A 17823-nucleotide genomic window follows, 5' to 3' on the forward strand; every position below is an offset into this window, starting at 1 on the left:
GAGCGAATCGGAGGATGGTCACCTGACCACGGGGGTCACGCCTCCGGCTGCTCCCCGGGCTCCACGAGCAGCCGGGCGTAGTTCGCCATCGACCGCTGGTAGCGCGGCAGGTGCGGGGCCAGGGCACCGAGGGCCAGCGACAGCGCCTCGCGATCGCGGCCCAGGCTGGACAGGCACAGCGCGAGCGTCGCGCGCACCGGGTCGTCCAGTTCGTCGGACGGAGCGTCCAGCTCGGGCGTCAGCAGCGCGACGCCCTCCTCGGCCCGGCCGATGTTCCGCAGCGAGCTGGCCATCTGGATCTTCGTCCGGCGGGCCCTGTAGGGGCTGACCTCCGCGAGGCCGAGCTCGAGCGCCTCCCGGTACAGCGGGACCGCCTTGTCCGAGCGGCCCGTGGAGTCCCAGGCGCAGGCCCGCTCGAACGGCCCGAGCGGGCTGCCCTTGGGCAGCTCGGCGACGAGGGCGTCGACGTCGGCGCGGAAGCGGGCCTCGTCCTCCTCGGTCTCGGCGTAGTCGTCGAACCGGTCCCACAAGGCGGCCACGCGATCTTCCCAGTCCTGATTCACCGGGACAGACTCGCACGGACGTGCCTGTGATGGCACCGGATTTGAGCGCTGCGCCCGCCACAGCCGTATCGAAGACGAGAGCCTCTTGCCGGGGCTCCGTGCGGCATGCGTCCGGACCGTGCCGTGACAAGGACCGGAGGAACAGATGAGGGTGACCCGACCGATGCTCGCGCTGAGCGGCGCGGTGGCGATACTGGCGCTGGCCGGCTGCGGATCCGGCGGCAAGGGCGAGGCGGCCGTGCCGGAGGCGGTGACCGGCAGCCTGGAGCACATCGCGGCCGAGGCCAAGTGCAAGCCGAACATGCAGACCGACGCCGACACCATCCGCCAGGCCCTGTGCAAGAAGGGCAAGGAGAAATACGTCCTCGCGACCTTCGCCACCGACCGCGGACAGCGCGAGTGGCTGAACGAGGCGAAGGACTACGGCGGCTACTACCTGGTCGGCCGCAAATGGGTCGCCGTCGGCCAGGAGAAGACGGTCACGGCGCTCCAGGGCACCATCGGCGGGACGATGGAGGAGGGCTCCGAGCACATGAACCCCGGCGGCAGCCACAACAAGGGCGGTCACGACGGCGGCAGCAGCCACCACGGCTGACCGCGCGAGCGGAAACGGCAAGCGAAAGCCGGCGGTGGGAAATCCCACCGCCGGCTTTCTGCTGTTACCGGATGAGGACTACTGGCAGTCCTCACCGTTGTTGATGCACTGGACCATCTGGTTCATCACGTTCTCGTCGAAGAAGTTGACGAAGTCGTTGTGGTCCGTGATCGGCTTGTGCAGCTGCTCCGGGAAGCCGTCGAGCGCGTAAGCGTTCTGCACCTGCCCGTTCTCGATCTGCGGGGCCGGGACGTCGTAGACCAGCTTGGCCTGCAGCTGGGGGATCGCCTGGAACCCCTGGGGGCAGCTGCCGTCCGCCTGGACGAAGGCCACGTGGTCACGGTGGTTGGCGCTGTCGATGTTCTGGCCGTCCCAGCAGCTCTGGAAGTTGGACGTCCGCACCACGCTGCTGCCGTCGGGGCAGATCGGGTACTTGTCCGTCACCTGCCGGTCCTCGAAGCCGGTGCAGCTCCAGGAGGTGTTGGCGTTCTTGAGGCCGTTCGTGAACGCCTTGGCGTCACCGGTGATGATGCGCAGGGCCGTCGGCATCGCGACAACGTCGCTCGTCTTGTTGCCGACGAACTTCAGCTCGGCCTGGGCGACCTGCTGGATCGTGCCGACGTTGCCGTCCTGACCGCCACCGGGGGCGTTCGCGTCGACTTCGTCCTGACCGTCCTGGATACGGAGCACCGGCCAGTAGTACGTCGACTTGTCGCCCTGGTTCTGGCAGCTGGTGTCGGCCTGGAGGAACTCCTCGTCGCTGGTGAAGGCGTCGTTGTCCTGGTTGCCGACGTAGTCGTGCTGGTGCTGCGCACCGTTGGAGACACCGGGCGCCACGATCACGTTGTCCGAGTTGCGGTTCTCGTTCTCGTTGGTGCCGCAGTTCGTGGTGAAGCTGCCGGTCGAACCGGAGTCCCCGTTCGCGGCCAGGCCGTTCGGCAGGTTGCGGGAGTTGGGCTGGACGTCCTCGATGTTGACGAAGTCGTCGGCCGCGGGGCCGTTGTCGGCCTGACCGCCGTTGCCGCCCTGGCCCTGGTCCTGGCCGTCACCGCCCTGGTCCTGACCGCCGTCCTGGTTCTGGTCCTGGCCGTCCTGGTTCTGGTCCTGGCCGTCCTGGTTCTGATCGCCCCCGGCGTTGCCGTCGTTGGTGTTCGCGTCGGCGGCCATGCCCTTGCACTCGGCCATCTGGGCGAGGTTGTCCGGCGCCTGGCCACCCACCCGCCGGATGTTGATGCCGATCCGGTCGATGACTGCGGTCCGCTTCGACTTCAGCGGGCCGAGGATGGCGTTGTTGACGAAGCCCGGGTCACCGGCCTGGGCCTGACGCGTGGAGGCGAGCCGGGTGTAGGCCTCGCTGATCTGCTTGTCGAGGTTCGCCAGCTCCTTGTCCACCCCCTGGCGCGCACCGTCCGGCACATCGGTCAGCTGCTGACCGACGTCCGGGCACTGGATCGTGGCGATCTGTGCGCCCGCGGCCTTCGTCTGGTTCGCCGAGTTCTCCTCGTGCGCCGAGGCGTAGAAGTTTGCCCAGATCAGCCCGCCCCCACCGAGCGCTAGGGCCGCCGATGCGGCTATGGCCTTGGTGGCCATCGGCGTCCGGCGTTTTCTTGTGTTGCGTCCCATGGAACTCCTCTGACTTCCTTTTTCGGGGGCATCGAGGCGCCCGACAGGAGTGAAGCGGCGCCCTTCCATACGGAGGCCGTCCCAGGGGTGTTCAGATGTCTCGGAAATTGATGCGAGATTCGTGAGGGAGCTGTGTTCTCAACAGCCTCTTGCGCACCGGGAGTTGTTGATCCTCGACAGCGGGTGAATAAGCAGGTCCGGTTTCACCGGCCGTGGTCGAGATACGCGAGAACCGCCAGCACGCGCCGGTTGTCGTCGTCCGAGACCTCCAGTCCCAGTTTGGCGAAGATGTTCGCGGTGTGCTTGGCGATCGCCCGTTCCGTCACGACGAGCTTCCCGGCGATCGCCGCGTTGGTCCTGCCCTGGGCCATCAGCTCCAGCACCTCCCGCTCCCGGGGCGTCAGCCGCGCCAGCGGCCGGTCGTCGCCCGACTGCCGCGCCAGCAGCTGCTGGATCACCTGCGGGTCCATCGCCGTGCCACCGGCGGCGACCCGCCGTACCGCGTCCACGAACTGCTCGGCGTCGAACACCCGGTCCTTCAGCAGGTATCCGACGCCGCCGCTGCCGTCGGCGAGCAGCTCACGCGCGTACAACTGCTCCACGTGCTGGGAGAGCACCAGCACCGGCAGCCCGGGCCGCTTCCTGCGGGCGTCGAGCGCGCACTGAAGTCCCTCGTCGGTGTGCGTGGGCGGCAGGCGTACGTCGACCACGGCGACGTCCGGTTCCAGCTCGGCCAGCGCGGCGGCCAGTTCGGGCCCGGACTCGACGGCCGCCGCGATCTCGAAGTCGTGCGCCTGGAGCAGCCGCACGAGTCCGTCGCGCAGCAGGAACAGGTCTTCGGCTAGGACAACGCGCAAGGGATCTCCATGGTGACCATGGTGGGACCGCCCGCGGGGCTGCTGACGGCCAGGACGCCGTCGAATGTACCCAGTCGCCGCTCCACCCCGGCCAGTCCGGAACCGGCCTCCATCACCGCACCTCCCTTGCCGTTGTCGGTGACGGTCGCCCGCAGATGGCCGTCCGCGTGGTGCAGGTCGACCCAGACCCGGTCGGCGCCGGAGTGCTTCACGGCGTTGGTGAGCACCTCGCTCACGGCGAAGTACGCGGCGGACTCCACGGGCGCCTCCGCCCGCCCGGGCAGGTCCACGTTCACCTCGGTGGCCACCGGAAGCCGCAGCGCCAGCGCCCGTACGGCGTCGCCCAGTCCGCGCTCCGCGAGGACCGGCGGATGGATGCCGCGCACCAGCTCGCGCAGCTCGGCCAGCGCCTCGACCGAGGACGTGCGGGCCTGCGCGATCAGCTCCTTCGCCTTGGCCGGGTCCTTGTCGAGGAGCGCCTCGATCGTGCCCAGGTCCATGCCGACGGCCACCAGACGGGCTTGGGCCCCGTCGTGCAGATCCCGTTCGATGCGCCGCAGTTCGGCGGCCGAGGTGTCGACCGCGTCGCGCCGCGTCTCGGTCAGGACCCGTACGCGCTCGGCCAGTTCGCGCTGGTTCGAGCCGAGGACGGCCTGGGTGAGCCGGTAGTGGACGTCCAGCAGGCGGGGGGTGAGGAAGTGTGCGAAGAACAGCACGACGAGGGCCAGGGCGGCGGCACCGAGCGCGGACGCCTGCCCCGTGACCGGCACGAACCCGTACCAGTACCCGTCGGGGAAGACCCGCCACAGCCCGACCGCGAGCGCGAAGCCCTCCAGCGGGTACAGCCACAGCGCGGCCGGCAGCAGCGCGGTGACGAACCCCGCCGTCATGTCGACCGGCAGCCACATCAGGTCCCGCCAGGTCGCCGGGTCGCGCAGCATCCCGAAGGTGCGCGTCCACGGGTTGGCGCCTCTCGGCAGCGGCCGGTACGCCGGAGGTATCCGCACCCCGCCCCACTCCGCCGCCAGCACCCGCCGCCAGTTCGCGAACGCCCGCACCCCCGTCAGCACGTACGGCGTCGTGACGAGACCGATCCCGATCGGGATGAGCGCCATGGACACCAGGGACAGGGTGAAGCACAGCACCGCCCCCGGCAGGGAGACCAAGGCGACCCCCAGCCCCCGCATCGCCGCGAGGACGAGGCCCCGCCCTTTCATACGCCCGTTGCCGCTCTTCGTGTCGATGGTCATGGCGTCAGTCTTGCCGAGCGGGGACGCGGGGTCACTGGGCGGAACACCCGGTCGGGGGGTGGTGCTACGTACACCGTTCCTAAAGACTGAGCGGGAGTGAGTCCTGTTGCCAGGGCTCATGCTCAGCCGCGTGCTCCGAACGGTGTTGGGCACGCTGGTCACCCGCTTTCGCTCCGCGTCCGGGCAGCACGACTCGTGATCGTGGTCCGGGAATGCGGGGGCGGGTTTCCTCACGCCGTCGGGTCCCCGGTCGGGCCTGGACGGTCCGATGCCCCGCACGATCACTCTGGTCGTGTGGGGGCGGTGCCGTCCGTCGCCGGATCGGATGCCCGAGGGCGCGCCGTCCGATCGCCACGGCTGCCGCGTCGTGGCGAGTGGTGTCACGGTGGGGTGTGGTCAGGGGCTGCTGCCAGTGCTGGGCACCCCACCGGGAGGTGTACGCCGGATCCACCGCGATGATCGCGATGTTCTGCTCGGCGGCCATCGACACCAGCCGCGCCTTCAGTTTTGCGGTGGGAAAGCGGGAGATCAGACGGCGGAACCGCTTGTTACGGCCGTGCTTCTCCCTGCTGGTGCCGTCGGTGAAGTCGAGGTCCTCGATCGCGATCGCCTCGGCTCCGCTGCGGCGGGTGTGGTGCAGCAGCCGGGTCAGCGCGTGGCGGATCTGGGCGTCCCGGTGTGTGGTGGTGCTGGACAGGTTGTAGAAGAAGCGTTGTGGTTCGCCGACGGGGTTGCCGTGGGTGTCGAGGTGCCAGGCGGCGAGGTGGTCGTCGTTCATGTCCACTGCCACCACCCCCCGGGCGAGGGCCGCGTCGATCGGCAGGACTGGGACGGCTGCGCGCTGCCAGGAAGCGGTGACATACCAGCGGTGGCGGTCCGGGTCGTGGTGGATGCGGTAGGCCACCGCCCGGTTCGCGCTGATCCGGTCCGCCCATTCCTCGCCCCGGTGCTGGAACTCCACGGTGGCGTCGAGGACGTAGCGGCCGTGCGGGGCGTTGGCCAGATGGCCAAGGGCAGCGGGGAGCCTGATGGAGACCTGCCCGGTGCCGGTGATGCGGATGGTCTCGTTGCCGAAGCGTTTGCCGGACTCCCCGTCGGCTGCCAGGAACATCCGCGCCGCCTCCCACCGTTCCCGCCAGGCCGCCTGATCCAGCCCGGCCTGGTCCAGGTGGTGGCGCAGGCGGGCGAGTTGGTTGCCGCCGCGCACTACATGCACCCGGCCCGCCGCCCAGTCCGCCTCCAGACCGGCGAGCCGGTCCTTCAGCGAGTGCAGGCGGCGGGCCTTGGCGTGCCACTCCGCCCGCGAGCCGTACCCGCGCACCAGCCCTTCGCGTTTGCTGGCCTTGGCGCCCAGCGGGCGGGCCAGCCGGGCCTCGATCGCGGTGATCTGCCCACGCAGCCACGCCATCTCCGCCATCTGGCCGCGCCGGGCCAGCGCCCACTGGTCATGGGTGGCTTTGGTGATGCTGCCCGCCCACCGCGCCGACGAGTCCCCGGTCAGCTCCCGCTTCCGAGCAGCCCACGCGGCGGCATCATGGGCCAGCCCCTGACGGGAGCACACCGCGAGATCCCGCGCCGCAAGCCCACCGAGGAACGTACCGACCTCGGCCAATACGGCCGCGTCCGTCTCCGAGACCCGCAACCGGGCCCGGACCGCCACCCCCGAGGGGCCGGGCACCACAAACGGCGCCGCCACCTTCCGCAGCCCGCCCACCTCGTCACCCCCGGCTCGATGTCGACGATCCGTCACCGCATCCAACGAGCCCCAGCCGCAAAGGTCACACATTCGACAGGCAAACTTCCGTTCCCCCGACTCCGAAGCCGTCTGCGTCCCGTCGTCGGCAGTACCGGCACCCACTCACACTCGCTCATACACGCCTACGCTCGACCAAGCGGCAGCAGCAACAACCCCTCACGCCTCAGCGCGTCCCGAGCACCTTCGCCTCCACCTCCGGGTCGAGGCCCGGGCGCGGCCGGTCCGGGCGCTGGGGCGCCACGCCGCCGACGTCCTGGAGCCACCGCCAGGTGTCGGCCACGGTCTCCTCCACGGGCCGGCAGCTCAGCCCCGCCCCGACCGCGCGGGAGACGTCCGCGCTGTGCAGGGCGTCGTACAGGTCGCTGCCCGGGGGCACCCACACCGGCAGCTCGGTCCAGGGCGCGATGCCGGCTTCGAGGATCACCTCGGGCTCGGTCCACCGCAGTTCGGCGCCGCCGCCGGTGACCCGGACGCACGTGTCCAGCAGCTCGTCCATCGTCGTGTGCCCCTGCGGGCTCATCAGGTTGTACGGCCCGCTCAGCTCCCGCTCGGCCGCGTGCAGGATCCACTCGGCGAGGTCACGGACGTCCACGTACTGGAGGGGCAGGTCGCGCGGGCCCGGGGCCAGCACCGGCCCGCCGCGCGCCGTCCGGCCCAGCCACCAGGGCAGCCGGCCGATGTTCTCGTACGGGCCGAGGAGCAGCCCGGCCCGTACGAGCACCGACCGGTCCTCGCCGAAGGCGTCCAGGACGGCCAGTTCGCCGCCGCGTTTGTCCCGCGGGTAGTCGGTCACGTCCGCTTCGGCCGACGCACCCTCCACCAGGGGAGCGTCCTCGCCGTAGCCGGCGGGCGGGACCCACGCGTACACCGAGCAGCTCGACACGTACACGTACCGGCGGGCGCGGCCCCGCAGCAGCCGCGCCGCGTCCCGCACCGCGCGGGGCGCCGCCGACCAGGTGTCGACGACGACGTCCCACTCGCCCGGGTCCTCGGCGAGGGCGTCCAGGCCGCCGGGCGTGGTGCGGTCGCCGAGCAGCGACCGCACGCCAGGCGGCGCCTCGTGCCGCCCCCGGTGGAAGACGGTCACCTCCCAGCCCCGCCCCAGGGCCGCCTCCACGACGGCCCGGCCGGCGAACTCCGTACCACCCAGCATCAGAAGTCTCATGCCGCTGACTCTGCCCGCCGGGCCGGCGGGACGGAACGCGGATCTGCCGTCAGCAGACGGGCGGGCGCCGGCCGCTCAGTGACTCACAGGGGGTACCGGGGGCACGTACTTGTAGCCGACCCGCCGCACGGTGCGGATCGTCTCGCGGAGTTCGGCACCCAGCTTGCGGCGCAGGCGGGCGATGTGGACGTCGACCGTACGGCCGTCGCCCACATGCCCGTAGCCCCACACCGTGCCGACCAGCTGGTCACGGGTGTGGACCCGGCCCGGGTGCGCCACGAGGTGGGCGAGCAGCTCGAACTCGAGGTAGGTGAGGTCGAGCTGACGCCCCGCCACCTCGGCCGTGCGCTGCACGGTGTCGACCCGGATCAGCGGCTCGCCGCCCGGCTCGGGGCCTGCGGGGCTTTCGACGCGGGTGGTCCCGGACCGGTCCGGCACCGCCGCCGGGAACGGCGGCTGCTGGTCGGCCGGGACGAGCACCAGATAGCCGATCATCGGCGGCTGCCCCGGCAGCGCGGGCAGGGTGTGCTGGGGTGCCGGGAGCCAGGTGGCGCCGGGCGGCAGCAGGTCCGCGACGGTCACCACCTCGTCCCGGTCGACGGCACGCAGCCGGTGCCGGGGCCCGGTGGCCGAGGGGGCGTTGAAGGGGGCGGCGGGAGACAGGGAACGAGTGGTCGCCATGAGAGGTCAGCTCTTTCGCGCGAGGAGTTCGTCGGAGAGGTCGACGGCCGCGATTCGTGGTCGGGCTCGCCGAGGGACGTACGCGGTTCGCGCTGGCCGAAGGCCGGGGGATGTACGGCTTTAGAGGGCCGGCGCGTTCGTCGCGCGGCAACACACCCGGTCGAAGTCGTGGTCCTGACGGGACGGCCAGAAGGGCTCGAGGTCATGGCGCCCCGTCGCGGTGTGCTTCTGGTGGCTGGCCATGGGGCCATTGAACCAGACGGGGGCCAGCTGCCGGGAGCCTCCTCTCACAGCTTGGACACCCGCCGGGCGGGCTGTCCGCCCGGCGGCCTCATCCCACCAGGCGCTTGCGCCACTCCAAGGGCGCGACGTCGATGGACTTGTCCGGGTCGCCGTCCCACCGCGCGGACAGCCCGGCCGCGGCCAGCGCCGCCACCACCTCGTGTCCGACGGCCTTCGTGGTCTCCTCGGAGCCGTCGAACCCGCCGTAGTAGAGCGACAGGCCGTGTCCCTGCGCCGCGCCGCGCGTGCCCTGGTGGTGGAAGAAGACGAACCCGCGCACCCCCGGCTTGCCGTCCGCCTCCGCGCCGATCTCCGTCAGGCCGCAGCCGCGGCAGCAGGCGAAGTCCTCCCGGGCGACGATGCCGCCGTCCTCCAGGGCCGCGAAGGCCTGCTCCAGCCGGTCCGGACCGGTCGGCTCGGACCACGTCTCCTGCTCGTCGAGCCGGTCCAGCCACAGCCGCTCGACGATCTCGCGGGCCTGTTCCCGGGAAACGGGGGAGGCGCCCTCGCCGTCCTCCATCAGGTACACCGTCTCCCGGATCATCGCCTCGATGCCCGGATAACCGTCCCGGAGCATGTCGCGGACGTGTTCCTCGGCCCGGGCGGCGACCTCGGCCGCGAGGGCGGGGGCCTCCTCGGGCAGCCCGAACTCCTCGCGCTCCCAGGTGACTCCGGCGTCCCAGCCGTCCTCCTGCCGCGCCCAGCGCACCATCACCTCGGCGACGAGGCCCGGGTCGGCCACCCGGGCCACCCACATGTGGGGGACGCGGCCCGTGCGGTGCTGGAGGTCGTACGCCCCGCCCCCGTCGCGCGCCGTCTGGATGAAGACCAGCGGCCGGTCCGGTATCCGCTGCACGACGAGGAAGTGGTCGTCGGCCCCGCCGATCCGCTCCACCAGCTCGCGCAGTCGCCGCGCCGGGATCCGCGCGTACGTCTGCCCGCTCTCCGTCTTCACCTTGATGGCCAGGCCCCCGTCGATCTCCATGCCCCCACGATGACATGGCCCACTGACAACCCGAGGGGCGCTCATGACAACCCGAGGGGCGCCCATGACAACCCCGAGGGGGCGCCCATGACAACGCGAGGGGCGCCCACCGCGAACGGTGAGCGCCCCTCAGGAGCCTTGCGGGTGGATCAGATCTGGCCGGCCTTCTCCAGCGCCGAGCAGCAGGTGTCGACGAGCAGGCGGGTCACCACGTACGGGTCGACGTTGGCGTTCGGACGGCGGTCCTCGATGTAGCCCTTGCCGTCCTTCTCGACCTGCCACGGGATACGGACCGAGGCACCGCGGTTGGAGACGCCGTAGGAGTACTCGTTCCACGGGGCGGTCTCGTGCAGACCGGTCAGGCGGTCGTCGATGCCGGCGCCGTAGTTCTTGACGTGGTCCAGCGGCTTGGAGCCCTCACCGAGCGACTCGGCCGCGGTGATGATCGCGTCGTAGGACTCGCGCATCGCCTTGGTGGAGAAGTTGGTGTGCGCACCGGCGCCGTTCCAGTCGCCCTTGACCGGCTTCGGGTCGAGCGTGGCGGCGATGTCGAAGTCCTCGGCGGTGCGGTAGAGCAGCCAGCGGGCCACCCACAGCTGGTCGGAGACCTCCAGCGGGGCGAGCGGGCCGACCTGGAACTCCCACTGGCCGGGCATGACCTCGGCGTTGATGCCGGAGATGCCCAGGCCCGCCTTCAGGCAGTTGTCCAGGTGCGCCTCGACGACGTCACGGCCGAAGATCTCGTCGGCGCCGACACCGCAGTAGTAGCCGCCCTGCGGGGCCGGGAAGCCGCCCTTGGGGAAGCCGAGCGGGTAGCCGTCCTTGAAGAAGGTGTACTCCTGCTCGATGCCGAAGATCGGCTCCTGCGCCGCGAACTTCTCCTCGACCTCGGCCAGCGCGGCACGGGTGTTGCTGGCGTGCGGGGTGAGGTCGATGTTCAGGACCTCGCACAGCACCAGGATGTCGTCGCCGCCGCGGATCGGGTCCGGGCAGGTGAAGACCGGCTTGAGGACGCAGTCCGAGGCGTGGCCCTCGGCCTGGTTGGTGGAGGACCCGTCGAAGCCCCAGATCGGCAGCGCGTCGAGACCGGCGGGGGAGCCCGCGATGATCTTGGTCTTGGAACGCAGCTTGGCCGTCGGCTCGGTGCCGTCGATCCAGATGTACTCAGCCTTGAAGGTCACGGGCCACATCCTTCGGGGGTGTGTCTGGCGCGTATCGCGGGTGCTTGCGGCGCTGCGGCACTGGGGCGCCGCGTCAATGTCCGGCAGCCTGTCAACAGGCGATTTCCCGGCCATTGCTCGAATGTGAACCCCGTGTTACCTGGTGTCGTTGTGCCCTGTCTCACGCTGTGAGGGTGTTTGGTCCCGAAGGATGAGCCGGTCACCGGCTTCCCTCCGTCAAGCCGGTGACCGGCGCGCCGCGTGTCGGGCGGCGCGCCGGTCCTGCCGCTCCTGGCCGGGAGCGGCAGGACCGTTGACACGTACGAGGAGGCGGCCGAGGGGTGGGCCGCCGCCTCAGTGACTCACTCGTCCTCGTCCGTCCGGCGTCACCCCACCTTCTCGATCACGGCCCGGCGGATCAGGAACTTGCCGGGCTCACGGACCTGTTCGAACGCCGCGTTGTTGAGCAGCACACAGCTGCCGGAGACCGAAGTGACCTCCACCGTCGTGGACTTGTTGTTGTCCAGGTTGGTGACCTTCAGCTTCGTGCCGGCCGGGAACTGGTTGCTGGACGCGGCAGGCGCACCGTCCTCGCCGGAGAGCGTGACGGTGGAGCCGTTGCACACCTGCTGCCCGGAGGCCGCGGCGCCACCGCCGGGGTTCTCCGCGGGGGCGGACTGCGCGGGCTGCGACGGCTGGGCGCCTCCGCCCTGCTGACCGCCCTGTTGGCCGCCCTGCTGACCGCCCTGCTGACCGCCCTGCGCGGGCTGCGACGGCTGCGCGGCCTGGGAGTCCTGAGCCGACTCCCCAACCGCGCACCCCGACGCCTCCTGCTTCCGCTTGATCTCCTCGATGACCGCCTGGCGGTTGGCGATCCGGGCTTCCGACTGGGCGTCGGGGTTGGCCTGCTGGTCGGCGATGAACTTCTCGTTGTTGCCGAGGGCGGTGGCGAGTCCCAGACAGGCCGTCGACTCCGCCGCCGACTTGGGAGCCGGCGGCGTGGCGTTCGACGTGCTCGCCATGACGAAGGCCCCGCCTCCCGCCACGGTCGCCGCGCTCACCAGCAGCGCGATCTTCTTCTTCGTGCCGAGAGTTCTCCTACGCGACATGCGCGCCTCCTGAAAGAGGTAGGGGAGCGTACGTCGCTATGTACGAGATACCGAACGAGGTTACTCAGCGGTTACAGGAGTCACCAAAGTAACCTGCGTCACACAAGAACGAGACATCCAGGGAGACGGCTACCGGGAAAGGGCGTCCCGCACGGCCTCGTCGGTGCGCGCGACCAGCGCCGTACCGTCGTCCGCCGTGATGATCGGCCGCTGGATCAGCTTGGGATGCTCGGCGAGGGCCTTGATCCACCGCTCCCGCGCACTCACGTCGCGGGGCCAGTCCTTGACGCCGAGTTCCTTGGCGGCGGGCTCCTGGGTGCGGGTGATGTCCCAGGGCTCCAGTCCGAGCCGGTCCAGCACGCCCCGGATCTCGTCCTCGCTCGGCACGTCCTCCAGATAGCGGCGGACGGTGTAGTCGGCGCCCTCGGCGTCGAGCAGTTTCACGGCACTGCGGCACTTGGAACAGGCCGGGTTGATCCAGATCTCCATGGCCCCACGGTACGCCCCCGTGACGCCGGGGAACGTGGCTCGAAACCCGTTCTCCACTTGTGTCACGGCACCCCCGAAAGCCCTTGTGGCCAGGGCCTTTTGTCAGTGGTGGGCAGTAGAATAGAAGCAGTGTTCGAGGGTGGCGCCGGGGTCGCCGAGGACCCCGGTGAGCCGCCCTCACCGCGACAGGAGGATGCCTGTGCCCGCTGCCGCACTCAAGCCGAAGCCGCTGCCCACCCAGTCCACCGCGAAGCGCCCCGTCCTGCTCGACCTGCCGTACGTGCCCGTGGAGAAGCGGCCGCTGCCGCCGGGCCGTCCGCGCGAGTGGTACGTCTCGCACAACCGTCGCCTCAAGGCGATGCGCCTCGCCATCGCCCTGCTCGACTCCGGCGTCTACATGCCGAACCAGGCCCGCAACGAGACGATCCGCGACACGGCGGAACTGATCGGCGTCCACCCGCCGTCGGACACGACGTGCCACATGGTGCGGGCGCTCATGCGCTACTCGCGATGAGCTGACCCGACCCGACCCGACCCGACCCGACCCGATCCCGAGCGCCGGGTGCCCTGTCCGCGGGGTGCCCGGCGTCCTACGCCGCGGAGGTCGGCGTCCCACGCCGCGAAGCCTGGCGCCTACGCCGCGAAGGTCGGCGCCCCACGCCGCGAAGGCCCGACGCACCTCCCGGCTACGCCGCCAGTTCCTTCTCCAGCGGTGTCCGGAAGCGGGGCGTGATCCTGGTCGTCCCCACCCACCCGCTCAGCCGCTCCGCCTCCTTCTCGATCGCCGCGAGCGCCTCCCGGCCCACCCCCTCCTCGTCGAGGATCCGCCAGACGATCTCCCCGTCGGGCCGCTGGGCCCACCCGCCGACCACGCGGCCGTTCCACCACACCGTCGGCCCGACGTTCCCGCTGCGGTCGAACAGCCGGGGCCGCAGCTCCGGCGCGAGATACCAGTCGCGCTGCTGCCACCCCATCGCCGTCGGATCGAGGGCGGGCAGCAGTGCGGCCCAGGGCTCGCCGGGCGCGGTCACCTCGTCGACGTCGCCGCCGGTCACGTATCCCGTGCCCTCGTCCAGCGACACCGGCTGCGCCCCGATCGCGGACAGCGCCCGGCGGACGTCCGTCACGCGCCATCCCGTCCACCACTTCAGATCGGCCTCGGTCGCCGGCCCGCACGCGGCGAGCCACAGTCCCAGCAGCTCCGCCTGCGCCCGCGCCGGGTCCAGTGCGGGGTGCTCGGGCGCCACGGCCCAGCGGAACTGGCTGGACGTCCAGGAGCCGAGCGGCCGGCCGCGTACGACCTTCCCCTCGACGCCCAGCACCTTCAGCAGCCGGGTCGAGACCGTGTGCAGGCCCTCGTAACTCTTGCCGGCCGCGTACACGAACTGCTCCCGCAGCCGCGGCTCGTCCTGGGCGAGTTCGGCGGCGGTGGCCTGCCCACGCCGGGCGAGTGCCGCCAGCGCCGAATCCTCGACCTCCTTCAGCCAGGCCGCGTCCGGCGCCCCGGCCGTCGCCATGTCCTTGAGCAGCGCGGCCCGCTCCCGGGCGGCGACCGCCAGACCGGTCGAGGCGTGCACGACGGCGGTCAGGGCCGTGGGGAACACGAACACCGTGTGCCGCATGCCGTGCATCCGCACCAGGGAACGGTCGTCGTACAGGGCGCGCCCGGTCTCCGCCACGGTCTTCGCGGGGTCCGCCAGCCGCGCGCCCACGGCCAGGTACACCGCCGCCGGGTCCGTGCCGTGCAGGGCGACGAGCGAACCGGCGACCTCCTCGGGAGAGCCAGCCCGCGCCTGCCCGGCCAGCCGCTGCCGCAACGCGAGCCGGGCCCGCCGCTCCGCCACCCCGATGTACCGCTGCGCCCTACCGCCCATACCGGCCTCCACTCGTCACATCGCTCCGGACATCGCTCCCATCCGACCGCATCATCGCGAACACCACTGACAATCGGCCGCCACCCGCACGGGCCACCGCCTCTCAGGCGTACCGCTCCAGCAGGCCGGCCACATACGCCTCCAGCCGCCCGGCCAGCACCTCAGGCGTCAGATCGGTCCGGCCCAACTCCCGCCAAGGGCCCGCCAGCTTCACCGCGTCGGGGGCGTAGGCCAGGGCGTCGAGCAGCCGCCAGTACAGGTGGTTCGGGCCGTCGGCCTGCCGGTGGCCGCCGTGGGCCTCGTAGCGCTCCCGGAAACCGAGGCCGCACTCCGGGCCGTACAGCAGCGCGAGGGCCGTCGAGCAGTGGGCGACATCCAGGTCGGCGGGGCCCCACGAGGTCTCCACCCAGTCGACGACACCGCTGATCCGCAGCCCGCTCCCCGAGCCGGTGAACAGCACGTTCCCCGGGTGGAAGTCGCGGTGCAGGAAGCAGCCCTCGTACGGCGGCGGGTCGCGGCGGATCACATCCACCGCTCGTTCCCACATCGCCCCCTCGGGCGCGAGCACCCGCTCCGGAGACGTCCACGCCTGGTACAGCCTCGGGCGCTCCCCGGGGACGACCCGGTGGATCCGGGCCAGCTGGGACGCCAGCAGGTCCACCCGCAGGTCCAGGTCGTCCGCCTCGTCCACCCGGACCCGGCCCGGCAGCACGGACATCAGCAGGGACGGATGGTCGCAGTGCTCGGCGGTCGCGTCCACGCCGGTCAGCTCGGGCGCCGTCACGCCCTCCTGCCCGGCCAGCAGTGTGAGCACCTCCGCCTCGCGGGCCAGCAGCCCGGGGGCGTGCCGCCGGAAGAAGGGCTTCACGAAGGTCCGCAGGGCGAGCGCGGTGCCGTCGTCGAGCGTGAGCTGCCGCATCTGGGCGCTCCAACCGCCCGTCAGGAAAGTGGACTTGTCGACCGTACGGCCCTCCGGGAGCTGCTTGGCCACCCACGCGCGGGTCGCCGTCCAGCCCTGGTCGCCGAGCCCGGTCAGGACGCGGGTGACGAACTCCCGCAGGTCGCCGGGGTGGTCGCGGAACCACAGGCCCAACCGGTGCTCCGCCTCGGGGAGTTCCCATCGGGTGAACTGGGCGCGCCGGGCCAGCGCCTCCGAGACGGCCTCCGTCACGGCGGGCGGGATGACCTCGTCCGTGCCCGGCACCGCCAGCACCGCCCGCCCCTCGTACTCCCGCAGGACGTCGAGCGCGGGGGACTCCCGCCAGCTTCCTGGCCGCCGGATGATCTCGCTGAACCGCCCGTCACCCGCACCGAACGGCACGTCCCACGCCTGAGCCGCGTACACCGCCGGCGCGCACAGCCCCAGTGCCGCCACCCGGTCCCCGTAGTGCCGGACGAGATCGGCCACCGTCTGGCCGCTCATGCTGAAGCCGACGAGGACCAGCGGCCCGTCCACGCGCGCGTGCGCGTCGATGACGGACACGGCCTGCTCGAATCGACGGCGCAGGCTCAGCTCGGACAGCAGGCCGGTGCTCTCCCCGTGCCCGGAGAAGTCGAAGGCGAGGGCGTGGCAGCCGTGCGCGGCGAACTCCGACAGCAACGGCACCAGCCGCTCCTTGCTGCCGCTGCCCGCGCCGTGCAGCAGTACGGCGGTCGCCCTGGCCGGCTCACCCGGGCCGGTGCCACCGGACAGCCCGCCGAGTCGTTCACCGCCGACGGTATGTGTGAAGGGGATCAGCTCACTCATACGGCCATTCATTCACGCGCCCGGGCCTCATGAAGGGCGATCACACAGGCCAATCACACAGGCCAATCACACAGGGCGATCGCACAGGACGATCACAGGCCCGGTGCTCCCCATACCGGGAACCAGCGCCCCAGGTCCTGCTCGATCGGCAGGTCGTCCGCGACCGCCGCCCGCACTTGGAGTTCCAGCGCGTTGTCACGCCGCTGGGGTTCTCCCGGCAGCGGCGCGAACGGGTAGAAGGTGCCGCGCTTGTAGAGGTAGACCAGCGCGAGCCGCCGGCCCGACCGGTCGCGGAACCCCGCCAGGGAGCAGAGCAGTTGGGGCCCGAACCCGTTGACCTCCATCTGGCTGTTCACGGCGTGCAGGTCCGTCACGAGCGGTGCCAGCTGGTCCGGGGCGCGGTGCGAGACCAGCCAGGAGTAGCCGTAGTCGTCCTGCCGCAGTTCCACCGGCGGGCCGTCGCGGTCGCTGTCCGCGTCCAGCAGCGCCCGCACCTCGCGGTGGGTCTGCTCGAAGGCCGCGCCCTCGACCGTGGCGAAGCACACCGCGCCCTGCCCCGTCGGGGTGAAGCCCGCCGCGGCCTCCAGCGTCACGGCCGCCGACGGCAGCGCGAAGAGCCGGTCGAGATCCGGCGTGACCGGCTTGGTCCGGCCGAGCAGAATGTCCAGCAGCCCCATGCCTCGCTCACACCCCTCCGGGCGCCGCCGCCTCGCCCAGCTCGGCGGAGATCCGGCCCAGCTGGTCGAGCCGCTGTTCCAGGCTCGGGTGCGTCGAGAAGAGCCGCGCGACACCGGGCTCGCGGCCCAGCGCCGGTGTGAAGTAGAAGGCGTTGAAGGCCTGGGCCGTGCGCAGGTCCTTCGTCGGGATGCGGGCGATGTCCCCCGACACCTTGGTGAGGGCGGAGGCCAGCGCCGAGGGCCGGCCGGTGAGCAGCGCCGCCGCGCGGTCCGCGGCCAGCTCCCGGTACCGGGACAGGGACCGGATCAGCAGGAAGCTCACCGCGTACACGGCCGCCGACACCCCCATCACCGCGGCGAAGACCACCGCCGTGTTCTGGTCCCTGCGGCCCCCGCCGAACAGCTGCGAGTAGAAGGCGAACCGCACGATCAGGCCCGCGAGCACACCGAGGAACGAGGCGACCGTGATCACCGCGACGTCCTTGTGCGCCACGTGCGACAGCTCGTGCGCGAGCACGCCCTCCAGCTCGGCCGGCTCCAGGCGCCTGAGGAGCCCGGTCGTCACACAGACCACGGCATGGTCGGGGTTCCGCCCGGTCGCGAACGCGTTCGGCATGTCCATATCGGACACGGCCACCACCGGCTTGGGCATGTCCGCGATGGCGCACAGCCGGTCCACGACCCCGTGCAGCTCGGGATACTCCTCGCGCTCCACGACCCGCCCGCGCATCGCGAACAGCGCGACCCGGTCCGAGAACCAGTACTGGGCCCCGAGCACCGCCGCCGCGACGACCACGACCAGCACCCACGATTTCAGCAGCACGATCAGCGCCGCGACGAACCCCACGTACACCAGCCCGAGCAGGAACAGTGTGATCCCCATACGGGTGGTCAACCGCCGGTCGCTCCGGAAACGGCTGTGCATCTGCATCACCCCGCAGTCAGGCACTCGTCCCTCTGCCAGTGTGCACCCGCCCCCGCCCATGAACGGGTCGCGATCATCCCCGGGC

The 17823-nt window shown here is 71.4% G+C and carries 18 protein-coding genes; 2 read left to right on the plus strand and 16 right to left on the minus strand.

Translation table 11 applies throughout. The features are described from left to right. Positions 1–35 precede the first annotated feature (35 nt). Positions 36–563, minus strand: coding sequence for a tetratricopeptide repeat protein (locus tag QC385_RS16550; RefSeq protein ID WP_279542100.1), 528 nt, complete (start codon positions 561–563; stop codon positions 36–38). 145 nt (positions 564–708) lie between these two features. Between QC385_RS16550 and QC385_RS16555 the strand changes: the two genes are divergently transcribed. Beyond that, positions 709–1158, plus strand: a complete 450-nt coding sequence (locus QC385_RS16555; RefSeq protein WP_279542101.1) for a hypothetical protein — start codon at positions 709–711, stop codon at positions 1156–1158. Between the two features lie 78 nt (positions 1159–1236). Here the strand turns inward: QC385_RS16555 and QC385_RS16560 are convergent, their stop codons facing one another. The 11 genes from QC385_RS16560 to QC385_RS16610 form a co-directional block, all read right to left on the minus strand. Next, positions 1237–2781 (minus strand): DUF1996 domain-containing protein, encoded by a 1545-nt coding sequence (locus tag QC385_RS16560; protein ID WP_279542102.1) that lies wholly within the window; start codon positions 2779–2781, stop codon positions 1237–1239. Between the two features lie 203 nt (positions 2782–2984). Further along, positions 2985–3638 (minus strand): response regulator transcription factor, encoded by a 654-nt coding sequence (locus QC385_RS16565; protein WP_279542103.1) that lies wholly within the window; start codon positions 3636–3638, stop codon positions 2985–2987. Continuing rightward, the gene (locus QC385_RS16570; RefSeq protein ID WP_279542104.1) at positions 3623–4888 is read right to left on the minus strand and encodes a sensor histidine kinase; all 1266 of its coding nucleotides are present in this window, start codon (positions 4886–4888) and stop codon (positions 3623–3625) included. The genes QC385_RS16565 and QC385_RS16570 overlap by 16 nt, the downstream gene beginning before the upstream one ends. A 79-nt stretch (positions 4889–4967) precedes the next feature. Continuing rightward, complete coding sequence (locus QC385_RS16575; protein ID WP_279542105.1) at positions 4968–6602, minus strand: transposase; 1635 nt, start codon at positions 6600–6602, stop codon at positions 4968–4970. A gap of 205 nt (positions 6603–6807) precedes the next feature. After that, a complete protein-coding gene (locus tag QC385_RS16580; RefSeq protein ID WP_279542106.1) occupies positions 6808–7809 on the minus strand; it encodes an NAD-dependent epimerase/dehydratase family protein in 1002 nt (333 codons plus the stop codon). 75 nt (positions 7810–7884) lie between these two features. Next, positions 7885–8490, minus strand: coding sequence for a winged helix-turn-helix domain-containing protein (locus QC385_RS16585; RefSeq protein WP_279542107.1), 606 nt, complete (start codon positions 8488–8490; stop codon positions 7885–7887). Between the two features lie 120 nt (positions 8491–8610). Continuing rightward, a complete protein-coding gene (locus tag QC385_RS16590) occupies positions 8611–8733 on the minus strand; it encodes a hypothetical protein (protein ID WP_279542108.1) in 123 nt (40 codons plus the stop codon). 88 nt (positions 8734–8821) lie between these two features. Continuing rightward, positions 8822–9757 (minus strand): DUF6891 domain-containing protein, encoded by a 936-nt coding sequence (locus tag QC385_RS16595; RefSeq protein WP_279542109.1) that lies wholly within the window; start codon positions 9755–9757, stop codon positions 8822–8824. 149 nt (positions 9758–9906) lie between these two features. Beyond that, complete coding sequence (glnII, locus tag QC385_RS16600) at positions 9907–10938, minus strand: glutamine synthetase (RefSeq protein ID WP_279542110.1); 1032 nt, start codon at positions 10936–10938, stop codon at positions 9907–9909. A gap of 365 nt (positions 10939–11303) precedes the next feature. Beyond that, positions 11304–12026 carry a hypothetical protein gene (locus QC385_RS16605; protein ID WP_279542111.1) on the minus strand — a complete coding sequence of 241 codons (723 nt, stop codon included), beginning with the start codon at positions 12024–12026 and terminating at the stop codon, positions 11304–11306. Positions 12027–12155: 129 nt separating this feature from the next. Beyond that, positions 12156–12515 (minus strand): arsenate reductase family protein, encoded by a 360-nt coding sequence (locus QC385_RS16610; protein WP_279542112.1) that lies wholly within the window; start codon positions 12513–12515, stop codon positions 12156–12158. 199 nt (positions 12516–12714) lie between these two features. On the opposite strand from QC385_RS16610, the gene QC385_RS16615 reads away from it, so the two are divergent. Further along, positions 12715–13029: a hypothetical protein gene (locus QC385_RS16615; protein WP_059413684.1), complete on the plus strand. Its 315-nt coding sequence runs from the start codon at positions 12715–12717 to the stop codon at positions 13027–13029. Positions 13030–13201: 172 nt separating this feature from the next. Here QC385_RS16615 and QC385_RS16620 read toward each other — a convergent pair whose 3' ends face one another. The 4 genes from QC385_RS16620 to htpX all read right to left on the minus strand — a co-directional run bounded on the left by QC385_RS16620 (position 13202) and on the right by htpX (position 17738). Beyond that, on the minus strand, positions 13202–14389 hold the full coding sequence (locus QC385_RS16620) for a winged helix DNA-binding domain-containing protein (RefSeq protein ID WP_279542113.1): 1188 nt from the start codon (positions 14387–14389) through the stop codon (positions 13202–13204). Positions 14390–14492: 103 nt separating this feature from the next. Continuing rightward, a complete protein-coding gene (locus QC385_RS16625) occupies positions 14493–16136 on the minus strand; it encodes an alpha/beta fold hydrolase (protein WP_279542114.1) in 1644 nt (547 codons plus the stop codon). Positions 16137–16228: 92 nt separating this feature from the next. Then, positions 16229–16813, minus strand: a complete 585-nt coding sequence (gene pspAB, locus QC385_RS16630; protein ID WP_279542115.1) for a PspA-associated protein PspAB — start codon at positions 16811–16813, stop codon at positions 16229–16231. A 7-nt stretch (positions 16814–16820) separates the two neighbouring features. Then, the gene (gene htpX, locus QC385_RS16635; RefSeq protein ID WP_059413752.1) at positions 16821–17738 is read right to left on the minus strand and encodes a zinc metalloprotease HtpX; all 918 of its coding nucleotides are present in this window, start codon (positions 17736–17738) and stop codon (positions 16821–16823) included. Positions 17739–17823 lie beyond the last annotated feature (85 nt).

The organism is Streptomyces sp. DH10 (assembly GCF_029813805.1).
Classification (GTDB): Bacteria; Actinomycetota; Actinomycetes; order Streptomycetales; family Streptomycetaceae; genus Streptomyces; species Streptomyces coeruleofuscus.

Bases quoted from the DNA above. Each gene is read 5' to 3' on its own strand.
- QC385_RS16560 (WP_279542102.1), bottom strand. From the start codon at position 2,781: ATGGGACGCAACACAAGAAAACGCCGGACGCCGATGGCCACCAAGGCC.
- QC385_RS16620 (WP_279542113.1), bottom strand. From the start codon at position 14,389: ATGGGCGGTAGGGCGCAGCGGTACATCGGGGTGGCGGAGCGGCGGGCC.
- QC385_RS16610 (WP_279542112.1), bottom strand. From the start codon at position 12,515: ATGGAGATCTGGATCAACCCGGCCTGTTCCAAGTGCCGCAGTGCCGTG.
- QC385_RS16595 (WP_279542109.1), bottom strand. From the start codon at position 9,757: ATGGAGATCGACGGGGGCCTGGCCATCAAGGTGAAGACGGAGAGCGGG.
- QC385_RS16585 (WP_279542107.1), bottom strand. From the start codon at position 8,490: ATGGCGACCACTCGTTCCCTGTCTCCCGCCGCCCCCTTCAACGCCCCC.
- QC385_RS16605 (WP_279542111.1), bottom strand. From the start codon at position 12,026: ATGTCGCGTAGGAGAACTCTCGGCACGAAGAAGAAGATCGCGCTGCTG.
- pspAB (WP_279542115.1), bottom strand. From the start codon at position 16,813: ATGGGGCTGCTGGACATTCTGCTCGGCCGGACCAAGCCGGTCACGCCG.
- htpX (WP_059413752.1), bottom strand. From the start codon at position 17,738: ATGCACAGCCGTTTCCGGAGCGACCGGCGGTTGACCACCCGTATGGGG.
- QC385_RS16570 (WP_279542104.1), bottom strand. From the start codon at position 4,888: ATGACCATCGACACGAAGAGCGGCAACGGGCGTATGAAAGGGCGGGGC.
- QC385_RS16580 (WP_279542106.1), bottom strand. From the start codon at position 7,809: ATGAGACTTCTGATGCTGGGTGGTACGGAGTTCGCCGGCCGGGCCGTC.
- QC385_RS16625 (WP_279542114.1), bottom strand. From the start codon at position 16,136: ATGAGTGAGCTGATCCCCTTCACACATACCGTCGGCGGTGAACGACTC.
- QC385_RS16590 (WP_279542108.1), bottom strand. From the start codon at position 8,733: ATGGCCAGCCACCAGAAGCACACCGCGACGGGGCGCCATGACCTCGAG.
- QC385_RS16555 (WP_279542101.1), top strand. From the start codon at position 709: ATGAGGGTGACCCGACCGATGCTCGCGCTGAGCGGCGCGGTGGCGATA.